Origin of the sequence: Bacteroides finegoldii DSM 17565, assembly GCF_000156195.1 — a bacterium.
Taxonomy (GTDB): domain Bacteria; phylum Bacteroidota; class Bacteroidia; order Bacteroidales; family Bacteroidaceae; genus Bacteroides; species Bacteroides finegoldii.
The window spans coordinates 1-16,776 of the sequence record NZ_GG688332.1 but is presented as its reverse complement, the minus strand read 5'-3'; the positions used below and the strand labels follow the sequence as shown (position 1 = coordinate 16,776).

The following is a 16,776-nucleotide window of genomic DNA, read 5'->3' as shown; positions in this document are numbered from 1 at the left end:
TAGACGAATGAGAAATAAAAGGTTACAGAATCAAGTAACGGCAGGACGGTTCACCCTGCCTGCCGTTACCCTTATCTGCACTCTTTGCTGGGTGTCGACCTCCTTTTTATTTCCCCAACTCGCATCCATCCCCACACAGGACAACCAGCCTTTCTTCTGGCAATCCATACAGAGCTTCCTGCTTCCGGGCTGGGCGGAACAGATCGTCAGCTTCCTAATCTACGCCATTATCGGCTATTTCTTAATAGAACTGAACAATCAGTTCGGCATTATCCGTATGAGGGCTTCCATGCAGACAGCCATTTACTTCCTGTTTGTCACCGTCTGTCCGGAGATGCATCTGCTATATGCGGGAGATATTGCCGCTTTGGCTTCTCTGATATCCATCTATTTCCTGTTCAGAAGCTACCAGCAATCACACGCGGCGGGTTACCTTTTTTATTCCTTCCTCTTTATCGGAATGGGAAGTATCATTTTTCCCCAACTAACTGTTTTTTCGGTACTTTGGATACTTGAGGCTTATCGTTTCCAATCTCTCACCCTACGCAGTTTCTGCGGGGCACTGCTCGGCTGGATGTTGCCTTACTGGTTTCTGTTCGGACACGCATTCTTCTACAATGAGATGGACCTGTTCTACCGTCCTTTTATCGAGCTGTCAACTTTCGGAGAAGCTTTCCACCTACAGACCCTTCAGTCTTGGGAACTGGCGATATTGGGATATCTGCTTATACTGTTTATTGTCAGTGCTGTTCATTGTATCGCTGCCGGGTTTGAAGATAAGATACGCACACGCGCCTATCTGCAATTCCTGATAGACTTGACCATCTTCCTCTTCCTGCTGATAGCCATCCAACCGAATTACTGCAATGACCTGTTGCCATTGCTTATGATTAGCAACAGTATTCTGATAGGACACTTTTTTGTACTGACCAACAGCAAAAGTTCGAATGTATTTTTCATCATTTCCTTAGTCAGTCTCACCCTTTTATTCGCATTCAATATATGGACGCTTTTATAGACTCAGCGATACAACTCCTCATAGAATGGGGACTTCCGGGATTATTTATCTCGGCTTTATTGGCGGGGAGCATCGTGCCTTTCAGTTCCGAACTGGTATTGGTAGCCTTAATCAAGCTTGGCTTGCCTCCTATCGCCTGTCTGTTGTCCGCCACTTTGGGGAATACCGCCGGAGGAATGACATGTTATTACATGGGACGCTTAGGCAAAATCGCCTGGATTGAGAAATATTTCAAGGTAAAGAAAGAAAAAGTAGACAAGATGGTAAACTTCCTGCAAGGGAAAGGAGCCATGATGGCATTCTTCGCCTTCCTCCCCGCCATAGGGGAAGTGATTGCCATCGCACTGGGATTTATGCGGAGCAACACATGGATTACGGTAGGTTCTATGTTTCTCGGCAAACTAATACGTTATATCCTTCTCCTATATGTGCTCGAAAGCGCATGGGATGCAGTGGCAACATAAGAATGTAAGAATATTAGATAACAAAACATTAGAGTGAGTGATGAAAAGAATTATTGAGAAAACCGATGATGGGAGCGCTACCCTGTTTGTTCCGGAATTGAATGAACATTATCATTCGACGAAAGGAGCACGCACGGAATCTCAACATATCTTTATTGAGATGGGACTGAAGGCTTCTGCTTCCACCGCCCCACGTATTCTTGAGGTAGGTTTCGGTACCGGATTAAACGCATGGCTCACCCTCGAAGAGGCCGAACAGAGCGGCCGACATATACATTACACCGGATTGGAATTATATCCTTTGGAATGGCAGACAGTGGAAGAGCTCGGATATGTCCGCAATGACGAACAATTATTAGTAAACGGTGAACTGCAACCATCCATCGAGCTATTCAAACAACTCCACACATCTCCCTGGCAAGAAGACGTACAACTCACTCCCCATTTCATCCTGCGGAAAATGGAAAAGGACGCAAATCAATTGAAAGTTGAAAGCACTTTCAACTTCCAATTCGATTTGGTTTACTTCGACGCTTTCGCCCCCGAAAAGCAACCGGAAATGTGGTCGCAAGAACTATTCAACTGTCTTCACGTTTTATTAGACGAAGGCGGGATCCTGACTACCTATTGTGCCAAAGGGGTTGTCCGGAGAATGTTACAAACAGCCGGATTCACAGTAGAACGCCTTCCGGGACCTCCGGGAGGAAAACGGGAGATATTGCGCGCCCGAAAAACAAGAAATGAGAAATAAGATAGAAAATCACGAAATAGAAAGAGCAATGAAGAAACAACTAAAAGATATAAGAAACCTATTCTTGGGAAGTGTCTGCCTATTATTGGCAGCCTGTGCCGGACGCCCGTCCCAAACCAACAGTTATGAAGAGAAACCTGTAATTACGGTTACGTTGGAGCCTCAACGTTACTTCACCGAAGCCATTGCGGGAGATAAGTTCAAAGTACTCAGCATGGTTCCCAAAGGTTCCAGCCCGGAAACATACGATCCGGTTCCCCAGCAACTTGTTTCTTTAGGGGATAGCAAAGCCTACTTCCGCATCGGATATATCGGCTTCGAGCAAACCTGGATGGACCGCTTGATGAACAATACGCCCCATATTCAGGTATTCGATACTTCCAAAGGAATCGACCTTATCTTGAACAATAACGACCACGGACATGGAAACGGACATAGCCCCCACGACGGCCATATCCATGCTGTAGAACCGCATATATGGAATTCTACCGCCAATGCATTAATTATTGCAGGAAATACCTATAAAGCCCTCAGCCAATTGGATAAAGCCAATGACGCCTATTATATGGCTCGCTACGACTCTCTCTGCCAACGTATACAACATACCGACCGCCTGATTCGCCAACAACTTTCTTCACCGGAGGCAGCCAAAGCCTTTATGATCTATCATCCGGCTCTCTCCTACTTCGCCCGCGACTACGGACTGCACCAGATTTCTATCGAAGAAGGAGGAAAAGAACCCTCTCCTGCTCATTTGAAGGAATTAATAGATCGATGTCGGGCAGAAAACGTACAGGTCATCTTTGTACAACCGGAGTTTGACAAGCGCAATGCGGAAACCATCGCGCAACAAACCGGAACGAAAGTTGTCCCCATCAATCCGTTAAGCTATGATTGGGAAGAAGAAATGCTGAACGTAGCCCAAGCACTTGCTCCGCAAGCTGAAGCAAAATAGAAGAATCAAGAACCTGCCTAGCCATTTCAAGCAATGAAACCAATCATCGAAATAAAGAACCTATCCGCCGGATATGACGGCCGCACTGTTCTCCATGACGTCAATCTGAACGTCTACGAACGTGATTTCTTAGGTATTATCGGTCCCAACGGAGGTGGTAAGACAACACTTATCAAGTGTATCCTCGGTCTGCTGAAACCGACAGGGGGAGAGATTATTTTACACATCCCTGCCACAAAAGGGTCTGATATTCAGCCCTCACTCGGCTATCTTCCCCAGTACAGCACCATAGACAAAAAATTTCCTATTTCGGTGGAAGAAGTGATCCTGTCAGGATTGAGCATACAAAAGTCTCTCACCTCCCGATTCACTTCCGAACAGAAAGAGAAAGGCAAACAGATTATCTCCCGTATGGGACTGGAAGGGCTAGAACACCGTTCTATCGGACAATTAAGCGGCGGACAACTGCAACGTGCCTTGCTGGGACGGGCTATTATCTCCGACCCTGCGGTATTGATTCTCGATGAACCCAGCACGTATATCGACAAACGTTTCGAAGCGCGTCTTTATGAGTTATTGGCTGAAATCAATAAAGAGTGCGCCATCATCCTTGTCAGCCACGACATCGGCACCGTGCTGCAACAGGTAAAATCCATCGCTTGTGTCAACGAAACATTGGATTACCATCCGGATACAGGCGTTACTACGGAATGGCTGGAAAGAAACTTCAACTGCCCTATCGAGCTATTGGGACACGGCACATTGCCTCACCGGATTTTAGGAGAGCATCATCACCATCATTAACTATCAAAGAGTTTCCCTTATACTTAATAAATCTTACTTTCTTCTGCATTATGCAGTTAAATCACTATCTTTGCGACCGCATAACTTGTTTTTAACGAATAAACTACCATAGTGCTAATGAAACAGTACAGAACCGTAAACAACCTCATGGGTTGGCTTACATTCATCATTGCGGCAACAGTCTACTGCATGACGATAGAACCGACCGCAAGTTTCTGGGATTGCCCTGAGTTTATAACTACCGGCTATAAATTGGAAGTCGGACACCCGCCCGGCGCGCCTTTCTTCATGCTGATGGCGAATCTTTTTACACAGTTCGCTTCTGACGTAACGACAGTTGCGAAAATGGTGAACTACATGAGCGCCCTGATGAGCGGTGCCTGTATCCTGTTCCTTTTCTGGAGTATTACCCATCTGGTTCGCAAGCTTATCATCACCGACGAGAACAACATTACCAAAGGGCAGCTTATCACCATTATGGGCAGCGGGCTGGTCGGTGCACTGGTATATACATTCAGCGACACATTCTGGTTCTCCGCCGTAGAAGGTGAAGTATACGCTTTCTCCTCCCTGTTCACCGCAGTCGTTTTCTGGCTGATTTTGAAATGGGAAGACGTGGCCGACCAACCGCACAGCGACCGCTGGATTATCCTGATCGCTTATCTGACCGGCTTAAGTATCGGCGTACACTTGCTGAACCTGCTCTGTCTGCCTGCCATCGTACTGGTATACTACTACAAGAAAACTCCGAGCGCTACTGCCAAAGGCTCTTTTATAGCCCTACTCGGTTCAGGCGTATTAGTAGCCGCCGTGCTCTACGGCATTGTGCCGGGTATTGTGAAAGTAGGCGGATGGTTCGAACTGCTGTTTGTCAACGGATTCGGAATGTCGTTCAATTCCGGCGTTGTAGTTTATATCGTCCTGCTTGCAGCCGCCTTGATTTGGGGAGTATACGAAAGCTACACCGAAAAGGACAAGACACGCATGGCTATTTCATTCATCTTGACGATTGCCTTGCTGGGTATCCCGTTCTACGGTCATGGCCCAAGCAGTATCGTTATCGGTATTCTGGTTATTGCCGCTTTGGGCATTTATCTTGCTCCGAACGTACAGGCTAAAATCAAAGAGAAATGGCGTATTTCCGCACGTACCATGAATACAGCCATGCTATGCACCATGATGATCGTAATCGGATATTCTTCATACGCGCTGATTGTCATCCGTTCCACCGCCAACACTCCGATGGATCAGAACTCGCCGGAAGACATCTTCACGCTAGGCGAATATCTCGGCCGTGAGCAATACGGGACACGTCCGCTTTTCTACGGTCCTGCTTTCTCTTCAAAAGTAGCGCTTGACGTAAAAGACGGCTATTGCATCCCTCGCCAGTCGGAAACGGGCAGCAAGTATGTCCGCAAAGAGAAGATTTCTCCCGACGAGAAAGACTCTTACATCGAACTTCCGGGACGTATCGAGTACGAATATGCGCAGAATATGCTTTTCCCGCGTATGTACAGTTCCTCACACGCCCAACTTTACAAGCAATGGGTGAACGTGAAAGGCCATGATGTGCCATACGACCAATGCGGGGAAATGGTAATGGTAAATATGCCTACCCAGTGGGAAAATATCAAATTCTTCTTCACCTACCAGTTGAACTTCATGTACTGGCGTTATTTCATGTGGAACTTTGCCGGACGGCAGAATGACATACAGGGTAGCGGGGAGATAGAACACGGCAACTGGATCACCGGTATCCCGTTCATAGATAACATACTTGTAGGCAACCAGGAATTGCTTCCGCAAGATCTCAAGAACAACAAAGGGCACAATGTATTCTACTGTCTGCCGTTGATTCTCGGATTGATCGGACTCTTCTGGCAGGCTTACCGCAACCAGCGTGGTATCCAGCAATTCTGGGTAGTATTCTTCCTGTTCTTCATGACAGGTATCGCCATCGTGCTCTACCTCAACCAGACACCCGCACAGCCTCGTGAACGTGACTATGCGTATGCCGGTTCGTTCTATGCTTTCGCTATCTGGGTCGGTATGGGAGTGGCAGGACTGATTCAGTGGTGCTCAAGAATGAAACCCGAACAACGCCTCATCGCAGGAGCTACGGAAGAAGAAGCCGAGAAGATTAGAAAAACGCTGGAAGAGAAAAGAGCGAAGTTTATCACGGAAGAAGAAGAGGCCGAGCTGCAATATAAGCTCGACTCGCTATACGAAACTTACATCCCGTACAAACCGTCTGCGGCAATGGCGTGCATCCTTTCCATCATCTGTTTGCTTGTCCCCATACAAATGGCAAGCCAGACGTGGGATGATCACGACCGTAGTGGCCGTTTTGTGGCACGTGACTTCGGACAGAACTACCTGATGACTCTGCAGGAAAAAGGCAACCCGATCATCTACACGAACGGTGATAACGATACCTTCCCCTTGTGGTACAATCAGGAAACAGAAGGCTTCCGCACAGATGCCCGTACCTGCAACCTAAGCTACCTGCAAACGGATTGGTACATCGACCAGATGAAGCGTCCGGCATACGATTCTCCATCGCTCCCTATCACTTGGGACCGTGTGGAGTATGTGGAAGGACAAAATGAATATATCCCGGTACGCCCGGAAATGAAAGCCTTCATCGACAGTTACTTCAAGCAAGCTAACGAATTGGCTGCCAAAGGAGATACGACCATATTATCGCTCGTACACTCCATCTTCGGTGAGAACCCCTATGAACTGAAGGAAATCATCAACCGCTGGATGCTCGGCAAGAACGACCAGCTGAAGGAGCTTCTCAAAAAGACCGGAAAGGATATACAGCTCCCGCTGATTCCAACAGACAGTATCGTGATGAAGATAGACGAAGAAGCTGTACGCCGCTCCGGCATGAAGATACCGGAAGCTTTGGGCGACTCTATCCCCGAATATATGACGATCACCCTCAGAGACGCCAACGGAAGCCCGAAACGTGCGCTCTACAAGAATGAACTGATGATGCTCGAAATGCTCGCTAACGCCAACTGGGAACGTCCTATCTATATGGCAATCACCGTAGGCGGAGAGAACCATTTGGGCATGGGCAATCACTTCACGCAGGAAGGTCTCGCTTACCGCTTCACTCCGTTCGATACGGAAAAGCTGGACAGCAAGATTGACAGCGAAAAGATGTACGGCAACCTGATGAAAAAGTTCAAGTTCGGTGGCATCGACCAGCCGGGCATATACATCGACGAGAACGTGATGCGTATGTGCTACACACATCGTCGCATCTTCACGCAACTCGTAGGGCAGCTCATCAAAGAGGGCAAGAAAGATAAAGCACTCGCTGCGCTCGACTATGCAGAAAAGGTGATTCCGGCTTACAACGTGCCGTATGACTGGGCAAACGGTGCTTTCCAAATGGCAGAATCTTACTATCAATTAGGTCAGAACGAGAAGGCCAACAAGATCATTGACGACCTTGCCAACAAGTCACTCGAATATATGATCTGGTATCTCAGTCTGAACGATAACCAGCTTGCCATTGCCGGAGAGAATTTCGTATATAACGCAAGCTTGCTTGACGCGGAAATTCGCTTAATGGAGAAATACAAATCAGAAAAACTCGCAAAACATTACTCCGAGCAACTCGACCAATTATACAACGAGTATGTGACGAGAATGAAAGGGAAATAGTAATTTAGTACAATGTTTATAGAACAACCACCTTGGTTTTTCCGGGCGTTGTATCCACAAGCAATCTTCCGGATGGATCCGAACGTACGGGCAGTCTATCTGACTTTCGATGACGGACCCATCCCGGAGGTTACTCCTTGGATATTGGATTTATTGGAAAAACACCACATCAAAGCTACCTTTTTCATGGTAGGCGACAATATACGCAAGCACCCGGATGAATATCGAATGGTAGTAGAGCGCGGACACCGCATCGGCAACCACACATTCAACCATATTCGCGGATTTGAGTATTCCAATCCGGACTATCTGGCAAATGCCAAGAAAGTAGACGAGATTATCCATTCAGACCTGTTCCGTCCGCCACACGGGCATATGGGTTTCCGGCAGTACTATACGCTTCGCCACCACTATCGCATCATCATGTGGGACCTCGTAACCCGCGATTACAGTAAATGTATACGTCCCGAACAGGTATTGGACAACGTGAAACACTATGTACGTAACGGCTCTATCATTACCTTCCACGACTCACTGAAATCTTGGAACAACGGGAATTTGCAATATGCCCTACCCCGTGCCATCGAATTCCTAAAAGCAGAAGGATACGAGTTTAAAGTATTCTAGGATATCTCATAAATGACTCTGATTATATGCTTTGAATTACATAAATCGTATAATTCAAAGCATATATTCCCTCCTATCCTATCATAATCTCATTTTTTTATTTACATTTGCAACGGACTCTTCCGCAGAAAGCCTTCGGGTGGTGAGGGGGAGCCGTTTTTATATTGAGAAGACGTTTACAAGCGTTTGTCATTGGTGTTCAAAACTTCGCAAATTTCGTTCTACCGGAATGACGAGCTGCAACGAAGACGTCCTCCTGATGTGTGCTTATATACATCCGTGCCTCGCTTTGAAAAACAAAGAGAGGCTGCGGGTGTTGTACATATCGGCGTGGGCTTTCTGCGTTGTTCGTTCCCGGTAGCTGGCATTGCGAAGGCCTTGAACACGGAACGGACGAAGGTAAGATTCCCGCGCCTTTTTCATATATATTCTTCCAAAGTTACATTTACTAAAATTAGTTCACCTACGGGAATCTGGGCGAAACACACAGAGTTGTATGGATATGATTCATGCAGGACAGCTTATCGAACGTATTCTTCACGACCAAGGACGTAGCGTCACTTGGTTCGCTGCCCAATTGTGTTGTACCCGTCCCAATGTCTATAAAATATTCCACAAAGAGAATATTGATATCCAATTGCTTTGGCGTATATCCTGCATCCTCAATCACGACTTCTTCAGAGACTTGTCCGATACGATCAACCTCATCCCTCCTACGAACACTGTCTCCAAATAGGCGACATATTTGTCACCCTTTAGGAACTACCCGTTTCCCCTTTGTTATGTTCCTTTCACATACCTTTGCGACATATTAACAAAACTCACAGAATGATGAAGATGAAAAAACTAATTCTATTAATTGCATTGATTCTCGGTTGTACATTGGAGAGCTATGCTCAAAAGTCTACATTTCAGTTTCGTGACGCACAATCGCGTGCAGGTGATGCAGTAAGCGAAGTATGTGTAAAACCTGTAGTAGCGGAAGTCAGGCTGCTGGGAGGAGAGACTCCCAAACGACAAGTATTCACCTATAAGTTCACACGTGAAGAAGTAGAAATCGGATTGAAAGGAGACTTGGGCAATGTCCGTTCATGGGCTACTTATAAAGCCAACGAAGATGCCGGTAGCGACGTTATCATGGCAGCCACCTATAAAGTGGAAACTAACGATGAAGGAGGCTACACAGTAACGGTGGTAGGCTTCCCTGCCGTTTTTAGTAAATGGTACACCGCCACTAAGGACGATTATGAATGGATAAGGATAAAGAAACTCGCTCCTACGGATGAGAAAGGGGTAATAGCACCGGTCGTAAAAACCAATAATTAACTATTAAAACATAAGAAACAATGAAAAAAGTATTATCAATCGTAGCCGCACTTCTCTTATGTGTAGGCACACAGGCACAGATCGTATCATCCAGAAGTTCCATTGTAAGAACAGAAAAACAACAGTCTAACAAGCAGTGGTTCTTACGCGGTGGCTTAAACGTTATGAAAATGACAGGAGACGATGATGAAAGTGGTAGCAAACTTGGTTACAACTTCATATATGGCTTTCAGAAACCGATGGGAAGCATAGGAACCTATTGGGGGATGGAATTCGGCCTTGGCTCTCGTGGTTGGGGATACTCTGAAGATGATTACGAAATCAGCCAAATAGCACACAACGTACAAATTTCTCCGTTTACATTCGGATATAAGTACAACATCACAAATAATATTGCACTAGACGCACATCTCGGAGCCTATGTAAGTTGTGACTACTTAGGAAAAATCACCGAAAAAGAGGACTACAATGGTAAAACAGAAGAAACTACCGTGAAAATTGGAGATTGGGATGACTGGAAACGTTTTGACGCAGGAATGAATATCGGCGTAGGCATATGGTACGACCGTTTCAATTTCGACATTACCTATCAACGCGGATTTATCAAAACTTGGGAATCAAATACAAGCAACGTACTGATTCGGTTAGGTGTAGCATTCTAAACTCTACCAACAAGATTGTAAAAAAAGTAAAATCAGACCTTTCAATATCATTTTTCATTCAGCATTCATGTTCTCCTCTCTCCGTAAAAAGAGACTTGAATGCTGTTTTTTCAAATAATCAGTAATATATTCTATATCTATGATGCAAAAACCTTATGGGGCACTTGGATACAAATTGAGGAGAATAATCACCATTGGGTATGGAAATTCGAACCCAATGGAGATTTTTATTGAAAAAAGTATATAAACGAAACACTTGACGGTAGAGAAAAAGGTACTTATATCTGTACAAAAGATACAGAAGGCGGAATAATCACTCTAAGCCCATGGCCGGATATGGAATCAAATTCTATCTATATCAGAAAATCAAATGATAGTCAAATATAATGATCATGAACTCTACTTTACCAAACAATAATATCAAATATTAATTAATAATTAATCAGTTATGAAAACATTATGGAAACTGGCTACTTGCGTAGCCGTAGTATTATTATCATTCAGTATGTATTCCTGTGGCGACGATGACGAAGACTCCATCGGATCAGTAGATGAATTAGTAGGTATGTGGGAAGTCGTCGAACATAGCGGATATGAAATAGAAGATGGTGAACGCGAAGAGGACAATCCATCATACTATGTCGGCAGACGATATGAACTGAAATCTGATATGACCTTCAATAGTTACTCCAAAGGAAGCAGTAACCCTAGTGAAACCGGTAAATGGGAGTTAAAAAACGGCTCTGTCCATCTTATCTTCTATTATCCGAATGACGGTGGATACGATTATGAGGATCCGGATATTATGAAAATTGTAGAGATATCCGCAGACAAACTTGTATGGGAATATCATTGGAAAGAAACCGGATGGGAATTATATGAAAAAGAGACTCTGAAGAAAATCGCTCAATAAGCAATGTACCCAAAATATATTTCACATAAGTTGAGGGTTCCGATTCATATCGGCGCCCTCAACTAAGCATCCATTTCCAGGCGGGTACCACATGAATAGACATATCTTGTTCTTTCCATTCGGCTTCTGCTTCCATCGTAACGATAGTCAGTTCCCGGCAACCTGTCGCTTGGGCTGCTTCCAACAAACCATCAACTTCCCGTTTACGGGTCTCCTCATCCCCCATTTGGTAACTTACCTGAATCAATCGCGTCACTTTATCATATTCAACAACTACAAAATCACACTCTTTCTTCCCCTTATAATAATGCAACTCCTCTTGGATTCGCAGGTTCCGCCGCAAATGAAGAAAGACCGCATTCTCCAAAAGCTTTCCATTATCTTCACTATGCGGATTTAAGAGGACGGAGCGCAAACCATTATCAATGCAATAATATTTCTTATCTCCTGTGCTCTCTTTCACCAGAGATGGCTCATATTTCGTCAGGGAGAAGAAAAGGTAGACAGATTCTGTCTGCACAATCACATCATAAAGCGTATTCTTCCCAATGCTGACTCCCTGCGACTTCAATTCATTGTAAATACGATTGATAGAAGTAGGCTTAGCCAGATTCGACATCACGCGCTTTATAAAATAACGTATCGGTTCCGGATTCTTTATTTCATATCTCTCTACAAGATCTTTGTAAAGCATTACAAAGAAATATTCCTGCAAAATCCTGTCTTTATACAGTGGAGCCGCCAATACAACTTCCGGAAATCCCCCTCCATGCAAATACGTCTTAAACGCATTCACAAGCTTGGCTCGATTCTCAGGCACATAATAGTTTGTATTGATATCGGTAAAGTTACAAAATTCATTGAATGATAACGGGAATTCTTCGTATTGCAATGTCCGGCCACGCAAAGAGGTAGCCAATTCGGAGGAAAGCATTCGAGAGTTACTTCCGGTAAGGAAGATATGCCTGCATTCCTGCTCGTATACTCTCCTTACAAAAGGTTGCCAATCATCCGCCATCTGTACTTCATCAAAGAACATATATACATCCTTCAGAGGAATTGCCGGATAGAGTTCCCGATAAGCCTGAAGTATTTCATCTAGATTATCTGCATTCAAGTGCAGACGTTCGTCATCGAAATTGAGGAACAGAATTTGCTCCTTCGCAATAATCCGTTCGCGAATAAGCTGATTTATCGTCAATAGGAACAAAGAAGACTTACCGCACCTTCTCACCCCCGGCACAGTTATAATCTTCCCGCTATCAAGCGGCAAAGTAAGTTCACGAGGGTAGACTTCTATTGGCAGTAATGCCTGAAATCCCGCAATCAGTTGTTTTAGTAATTCTTTCTTTCCCATAAAGACACTTTTTATAAAATCTTTCCTTCTACAGAAGACAAAAATAAGCAAAAGTTTCTTTCATGCAAAGAAACAATAGCAAAAAGTAAATCAGCAAATGAAATATTAGCAAACAATATATCAGGAAGTTCTCTTGGCATACAAGCAGCTATTAGCTATCATACAGGCTATTAAAATATGCCGCATAGAGTATCAACACCTGTCGTCTCAGGTATTAACACTTAATATATAGGCTGTTAATACCTGAGACGACAAGTATTAACAGCCTACAAACAAGGTATTTTATACCCAAAACAGTTTAATAAGCCACAGTCAACGGTGTGCGTACTTTCTGTGCATATTGGGACATATATTCATTCCAGGCTTCTGCCGTCTTGATAGCAGCTTTATCCCACGCAGATCCCCAGTAATAAGTATATTCCGAACCCGGTTCATATTCGCTGACAGCCAGCACGTGACCATCGGCCCCACCACGTTCTTTCTTTTCCTTCTCTTGGAAAAGAACTACTTTAGCATCCTTCACCTGTGCAGGGAACGCAGCACCAACAAAGATTTTGCCGTTTCCACCACTACGGTCGGTTGTAGGATCGACATAAGTGATATAGCCATTCGCAGCGTCCGCCATCGTTACTCCATCCGGTTCGCGCAAAACCAATCCTGTAGCCACAGGCATTGTTTCTTTCAGATTGGTGTACGAAATCACCGCTTTGTTCAAATACGAGCCTGCATCCAGCGAAATTACACGCGTTTCCACCACACCGGAATCTCCACGAACCACCAGCGGATTAAATTCCAGCTTCACAGTGAAACGCAACGGACCATTATCAAGGATTTCCTGTGTACGATAGCAGTAAGGATAGACAATCGTATCACCCTCCATCAAAGCCGACGTACCGCAGCCCAGCGTAGGACCTACCGCATAGCAATCCATTCCGTAGCCATGATCAACGTGATAAGAGATGGCACGTTGAAGTTCGGCAGCCGCCTTGGGGTCCGTTTTCTTCAGTTCGGCAATCTTCGCACGCTTCTCCGGATTAAGTTCTTCGGCATAAAGAGCTTCCAAGATCGGTTCGGTAGTATTATACTTCGTGAAAAGGTCATAACCGAATCCACGCTCGTTTCTTGCCTGCAAAGCAGGACCATACGCACGGAAACCTACCAAGTCATTCTCCCAAGCAAGGTCATCAAGACGCTCGGGGTAATATTTACCGCAAGCAATCACATTAAAGGCTTCCGGAGCACCCGGCTGAATGGTATAAGTGGCCGTACCATTAGCTTTCACCGTAGCCGGGAAAATAACCTTTTCATCGTATGTCACCTGATAGGGAACCTGCTGTCCGTCCGCATCAAGCACTACAATCTGTGCCGTGTCCGCCAGTTTCAACTTCGCAACCACATCGCTCATCGGTACTTCCACCATCTCCCCTGTACGCTCTAAAGCCAAAGGATTGGTCACTGTAACCGTCATTGCCTGTTTGCTGTCAGCACAGGAAGCAACTCCCATCAAGACTGCAGCAACCAGAATTAATATCTTCTTCATGATTAATCTACATTGAATGAATAATAAAAAGATAAGGTGACAGACGAAAAGAGGAAGCTCTTTACCATTCTATCACCTTATCGGAATATCTCGTTATCTCACTATTATTTCGGTTGTTTTCCGATATAAGCAAGGATACCACCGTCTACGTAAAGGATATGACCGTTGACAGCGTTAGAAGCTTCAGAAGCAAGGAATACTGCAGGGCCAGTCAGTTCTTCCGGATTCAGCCAACGACCGGCCGGAGTCTTAGCGCAGATGAATGAATCGAACGGGTGACGGCTTCCGTCTGCTTGCGGCTCACGAAGAGGAGCAGTTTGCGGAGTAGCGATGTAACCCGGGCCGATACCGTTACATTGAATGTTGTATTCACCATATTCAGAGCAGATATTGCGAGTCAGCATTTTCAGACCACCCTTAGCGGCAGCGTATGCAGATACAGTCTCACGTCCCAATTCAGACATCATAGAGCAGATGTTGATGATCTTACCTGCACGTTTCTCCATCATTGCGGGCAAAACAGCCTTAGAAACGATGAACGGAGCGTTCAAGTCGATGTCAATCACCTTACGGAAATCAGCGGCTTCCATTTCGTGCATAGGCACACGACGGATAATACCTGCATTATTAACAAGAATATCAACTGTACCTACTTCTTTCGCGATAGTGGCAACCATAGCCTGTACAGCCGGTTCGTCTGTTACATCACATACATAACCGTGAGCTTTGATACCTTTTGCAGCGTATGCAGCCATACCTTTGTCCACCAACTCCTGATTGATGTCGTTGAAACAAATAGTAGCACCTTGTTCTGCGAATGCAGAAGCAATTGCAAATCCGATACCGTAAGAAGCACCTGTAACGAGAGCTACTTTACCTTCCAAAGAAAAATTCAAAAACTGATTCATAATTTTTTGTTATTAAATTAGGAAAATTATTGTAGTTGTTTATTTCAAGTCTGTTATCAATGAGAAATCCTGATCTCCGTAGTCAAGGTTCTCGCCGCCCATGCCCCAGATAAAGGTATAATTGTGGGTAGCGGCAGCCGAGTGGATAGACCATTCGGGTGAAAGAACCGCCTGATCGCCTTTCATCCATACATGGCGCGTTTCGTCCACTTCGCCCATAAAGTGACAGATAGCATGGTCTTCGGGAATTTCAAAGTAGAAATAAGCCTCCATACGACGACTATGTACGTGAGCAGGCATGGTATTCCATACACTTCCCGGAGCAAGTTCCGTCATACCCATCTGCAATTGGCAGGTAGGAAGTACCTGATTCACCAGCATTTTATTGATGTTACGATGATTGGACCCTTCCAGAGAACCCATCTCGGCAACGACTGCATCAGCTTTCGTCACTTTACGGTCAGGATAGTTGCGGTGTGCAGTCAGCGAGTTGAAGTAGAACTTAGCCGGATGGGCAGCGTCCTTACTTTCAAAGGTCACCTCACGATCACCCGAACCCAGATAAAGGGCTTCTTTATAATCAAGTTCAAATACCGCATCACCTGCTTTTACAACACCGGGACCTCCCACATTGAAGATACCCATTTCACGGCGGGTCAGGAAGAACGGAGCTTTCAACGGATCAATCGCTTCAAGCTTCAGCACCTCACCAACAGGAAGCGCGCCACCTACCACCATACGGTCGTACATGGAATACACCATATTTACTTCATTGGGGACAAATATCTTTTCGATCAAAAAATCTCTACGGATTCTTGCGGTATCATAACTTTTTGCATCTTCGGGATGCGCGGCATAGCGAATTTCATAGTTCGTTTTCATACTTTATTTATTTAGTTATTGAATAAGCCTCTCTGCTAAATGTACGTCGTTTGCGTACACGATGCAAAAATAGCAAAAGAAAACGGGTTAACATTACAATTTTGTTCCAATTATCCATCAAAAATGTCCAGAAACGTTGCAATGTACACTTTTTTAACGAACTATAATACGTTTCGGAGGAAGTTTTTACTTAAAGCGAGGAGAGTATTGTATTTTTTAAGACTACCGGCAAAAAACAAACAAGATACAAAATCAGGTCTGAATACATGCCATATCATCATCAAATAACTAAACAGCGCATAAAAACGGATGAAATGGACAGCAGGAAACAAAAGACAAATAGCAGATACACACAACTAATACACAATCACTTATCTACCAATGTAGTATAGAAATAGTAGTAAAAAGATTCTCTTTTTTCATACTGACGTATTCGATACGACGTCCGGAATTTGAGTAGAAAGCAAGAAAAGCTTTACTTTGCTCAAAAAATAAAAAGCTATGAATTACCGGAGAAAGCCAGAAAGTCACTTTCAACCTTTCTCCCGAAGACCTCTCTTTCACACGCAAAGATATGACTTGGGGACAAGAAAAAGGTGAGTACAAACTATGGATAGGCAGAGACTCCAACGCAAACCTGGAAGCATCCTTCACTATTAAGTGACGCTCTTCATGAAAGGTGTATCAAAAGGGTCAATGTAAAAACCTGAGGGGTAAATTTATAAATTGTTATCTTTGTCTCCAAATTCATAGCTTATGGAATTAAACGGTTATCGCCTTCTTCTTCCTGAAGGCACTTTAGACTACTTTGATCTTGTTGATGTGAAGGAAAGTGTAAATGAAGTTGTGTTCTACCTTGAGGAGAAAAATATCGTTCCTGAGAAGTAT

Annotated in this window: 16 protein-coding genes and 3 pseudogenes; 14 read left to right on the top strand and 5 right to left on the bottom strand. The window is 44.6% G+C overall.

Annotated features, from left to right (window positions below; translation table 11 throughout):
• Window positions 1–7 precede the first annotated feature (7 nt).
• The 8 genes and pseudogenes from BACFIN_RS03310 (at window position 8) to BACFIN_RS03340 (ending at window position 8,300) form a co-directional block, all read left to right on the top strand.
• On the top strand, window positions 8–1,018 hold the full coding sequence (locus tag BACFIN_RS03310; protein ID WP_007757081.1) for a hypothetical protein: 1,011 nt from the start codon (window positions 8–10) through the stop codon (window positions 1,016–1,018).
• On the top strand, window positions 1,003–1,482 hold the full coding sequence (locus BACFIN_RS03315) for a YqaA family protein (protein ID WP_007757080.1): 480 nt from the start codon (window positions 1,003–1,005) through the stop codon (window positions 1,480–1,482). Before BACFIN_RS03310 ends, BACFIN_RS03315 begins: the two co-directional genes overlap by 16 nt.
• Window positions 1,483–1,522: 40 nt before the next feature.
• On the top strand, window positions 1,523–2,233 hold the full coding sequence (gene mnmD / locus BACFIN_RS03320) for a tRNA (5-methylaminomethyl-2-thiouridine)(34)-methyltransferase MnmD (protein ID WP_007757079.1): 711 nt from the start codon (window positions 1,523–1,525) through the stop codon (window positions 2,231–2,233).
• Between the two features lie 28 nt (window positions 2,234–2,261).
• The gene (locus BACFIN_RS03325) at window positions 2,262–3,188 is read left to right on the top strand and encodes a metal ABC transporter solute-binding protein, Zn/Mn family (protein ID WP_022275835.1); all 927 of its coding nucleotides are present in this window, start codon (window positions 2,262–2,264) and stop codon (window positions 3,186–3,188) included.
• A gap of 33 nt (window positions 3,189–3,221) precedes the next feature.
• Complete coding sequence (locus BACFIN_RS03330; protein ID WP_007757077.1) at window positions 3,222–3,992, top strand: metal ABC transporter ATP-binding protein; 771 nt, start codon at window positions 3,222–3,224, stop codon at window positions 3,990–3,992.
• Window positions 3,993–4,109: 117 nt separating this feature from the next.
• Window positions 4,110–6,065 (top strand): annotated as a pseudogene (locus BACFIN_RS23760) (glycosyltransferase family 117 protein); the annotation flags it as partial.
• Window positions 6,066–6,266: 201 nt separating this feature from the next.
• Window positions 6,267–7,673 (top strand): annotated as a pseudogene (locus tag BACFIN_RS23755) (hypothetical protein); the annotation flags it as partial.
• A gap of 12 nt (window positions 7,674–7,685) precedes the next feature.
• Window positions 7,686–8,300, top strand: coding sequence for a polysaccharide deacetylase family protein (locus tag BACFIN_RS03340; RefSeq protein ID WP_007757075.1), 615 nt, complete (start codon window positions 7,686–7,688; stop codon window positions 8,298–8,300).
• A 267-nt stretch (window positions 8,301–8,567) separates the two neighbouring features.
• Here BACFIN_RS03340 and BACFIN_RS22755 read toward each other — a convergent pair whose 3' ends face one another.
• Window positions 8,568–8,723: a hypothetical protein gene (locus BACFIN_RS22755; protein ID WP_153834755.1), complete on the bottom strand. Its 156-nt coding sequence runs from the start codon at window positions 8,721–8,723 to the stop codon at window positions 8,568–8,570.
• A 79-nt stretch (window positions 8,724–8,802) separates the two neighbouring features.
• Between BACFIN_RS22755 and BACFIN_RS03345 the strand changes: the two genes are divergently transcribed.
• From BACFIN_RS03345 to BACFIN_RS21295, 4 genes are all read left to right on the top strand, one after another.
• Window positions 8,803–9,036: a hypothetical protein gene (locus tag BACFIN_RS03345; RefSeq protein ID WP_032839901.1), complete on the top strand. Its 234-nt coding sequence runs from the start codon at window positions 8,803–8,805 to the stop codon at window positions 9,034–9,036.
• A 92-nt stretch (window positions 9,037–9,128) separates the two neighbouring features.
• Window positions 9,129–9,626, top strand: a complete 498-nt coding sequence (locus BACFIN_RS03350) for a hypothetical protein (RefSeq protein WP_007757072.1) — start codon at window positions 9,129–9,131, stop codon at window positions 9,624–9,626.
• Window positions 9,627–9,646: 20 nt separating this feature from the next.
• Complete coding sequence (locus tag BACFIN_RS03355; protein WP_007757071.1) at window positions 9,647–10,288, top strand: outer membrane beta-barrel protein; 642 nt, start codon at window positions 9,647–9,649, stop codon at window positions 10,286–10,288.
• 448 nt (window positions 10,289–10,736) lie between these two features.
• Window positions 10,737–11,201: a lipocalin-like domain-containing protein gene (locus BACFIN_RS21295; protein ID WP_007757069.1), complete on the top strand. Its 465-nt coding sequence runs from the start codon at window positions 10,737–10,739 to the stop codon at window positions 11,199–11,201.
• 58 nt (window positions 11,202–11,259) lie between these two features.
• On the opposite strand, the gene BACFIN_RS03360 is transcribed toward BACFIN_RS21295, so the two are convergent.
• The 4 genes from BACFIN_RS03360 to kduI form a co-directional block, all read right to left on the bottom strand.
• Window positions 11,260–12,558 (bottom strand): ATP-binding protein, encoded by a 1,299-nt coding sequence (locus tag BACFIN_RS03360; RefSeq protein WP_007757068.1) that lies wholly within the window; start codon window positions 12,556–12,558, stop codon window positions 11,260–11,262.
• 298 nt (window positions 12,559–12,856) lie between these two features.
• Window positions 12,857–14,098, bottom strand: a complete 1,242-nt coding sequence (locus tag BACFIN_RS03365) for a DUF4861 domain-containing protein (protein WP_007757064.1) — start codon at window positions 14,096–14,098, stop codon at window positions 12,857–12,859.
• 104 nt (window positions 14,099–14,202) lie between these two features.
• Entirely contained in the window at window positions 14,203–15,006 is an 804-nt protein-coding gene (locus BACFIN_RS03370; RefSeq protein ID WP_007757062.1) for a gluconate 5-dehydrogenase, read from the bottom strand.
• A 39-nt stretch (window positions 15,007–15,045) separates the two neighbouring features.
• Window positions 15,046–15,888, bottom strand: coding sequence for a 5-dehydro-4-deoxy-D-glucuronate isomerase (gene kduI / locus BACFIN_RS03375; RefSeq protein ID WP_007757061.1), 843 nt, complete (start codon window positions 15,886–15,888; stop codon window positions 15,046–15,048).
• Between the two features lie 505 nt (window positions 15,889–16,393).
• On the opposite strand from kduI, the gene BACFIN_RS22415 reads away from it, so the two are divergent.
• Window positions 16,394–16,552: a fibronectin type III-like domain-contianing protein gene (locus BACFIN_RS22415; RefSeq protein WP_232281669.1), complete on the top strand. Its 159-nt coding sequence runs from the start codon at window positions 16,394–16,396 to the stop codon at window positions 16,550–16,552.
• 92 nt (window positions 16,553–16,644) lie between these two features.
• Window positions 16,645–16,776: pseudogene (locus BACFIN_RS24005) on the top strand (ISAon1 family transposase N-terminal region protein); the annotation flags it as partial.

Bases quoted from the DNA above. Each gene is read 5' to 3' on its own strand.
- BACFIN_RS03310 (WP_007757081.1), top strand. From the start codon at position 8: ATGAGAAATAAAAGGTTACAGAATCAAGTAACGGCAGGACGGTTCACC.
- BACFIN_RS03315 (WP_007757080.1), top strand. From the start codon at position 1,003: ATGGACGCTTTTATAGACTCAGCGATACAACTCCTCATAGAATGGGGA.
- mnmD (WP_007757079.1), top strand. From the start codon at position 1,523: ATGAAAAGAATTATTGAGAAAACCGATGATGGGAGCGCTACCCTGTTT.
- BACFIN_RS03325 (WP_022275835.1), top strand. From the start codon at position 2,262: ATGAAGAAACAACTAAAAGATATAAGAAACCTATTCTTGGGAAGTGTC.
- BACFIN_RS03330 (WP_007757077.1), top strand. From the start codon at position 3,222: ATGAAACCAATCATCGAAATAAAGAACCTATCCGCCGGATATGACGGC.
- BACFIN_RS03340 (WP_007757075.1), top strand. From the start codon at position 7,686: ATGTTTATAGAACAACCACCTTGGTTTTTCCGGGCGTTGTATCCACAA.
- BACFIN_RS22755 (WP_153834755.1), bottom strand. From the start codon at position 8,723: ATGAAAAAGGCGCGGGAATCTTACCTTCGTCCGTTCCGTGTTCAAGGC.
- BACFIN_RS03345 (WP_032839901.1), top strand. From the start codon at position 8,803: ATGATTCATGCAGGACAGCTTATCGAACGTATTCTTCACGACCAAGGA.
- BACFIN_RS03350 (WP_007757072.1), top strand. From the start codon at position 9,129: ATGATGAAGATGAAAAAACTAATTCTATTAATTGCATTGATTCTCGGT.
- BACFIN_RS03355 (WP_007757071.1), top strand. From the start codon at position 9,647: ATGAAAAAAGTATTATCAATCGTAGCCGCACTTCTCTTATGTGTAGGC.
- BACFIN_RS21295 (WP_007757069.1), top strand. From the start codon at position 10,737: ATGAAAACATTATGGAAACTGGCTACTTGCGTAGCCGTAGTATTATTA.
- BACFIN_RS03360 (WP_007757068.1), bottom strand. From the start codon at position 12,558: ATGGGAAAGAAAGAATTACTAAAACAACTGATTGCGGGATTTCAGGCA.
- BACFIN_RS03365 (WP_007757064.1), bottom strand. From the start codon at position 14,098: ATGAAGAAGATATTAATTCTGGTTGCTGCAGTCTTGATGGGAGTTGCT.
- BACFIN_RS03370 (WP_007757062.1), bottom strand. From the start codon at position 15,006: ATGAATCAGTTTTTGAATTTTTCTTTGGAAGGTAAAGTAGCTCTCGTT.
- kduI (WP_007757061.1), bottom strand. From the start codon at position 15,888: ATGAAAACGAACTATGAAATTCGCTATGCCGCGCATCCCGAAGATGCA.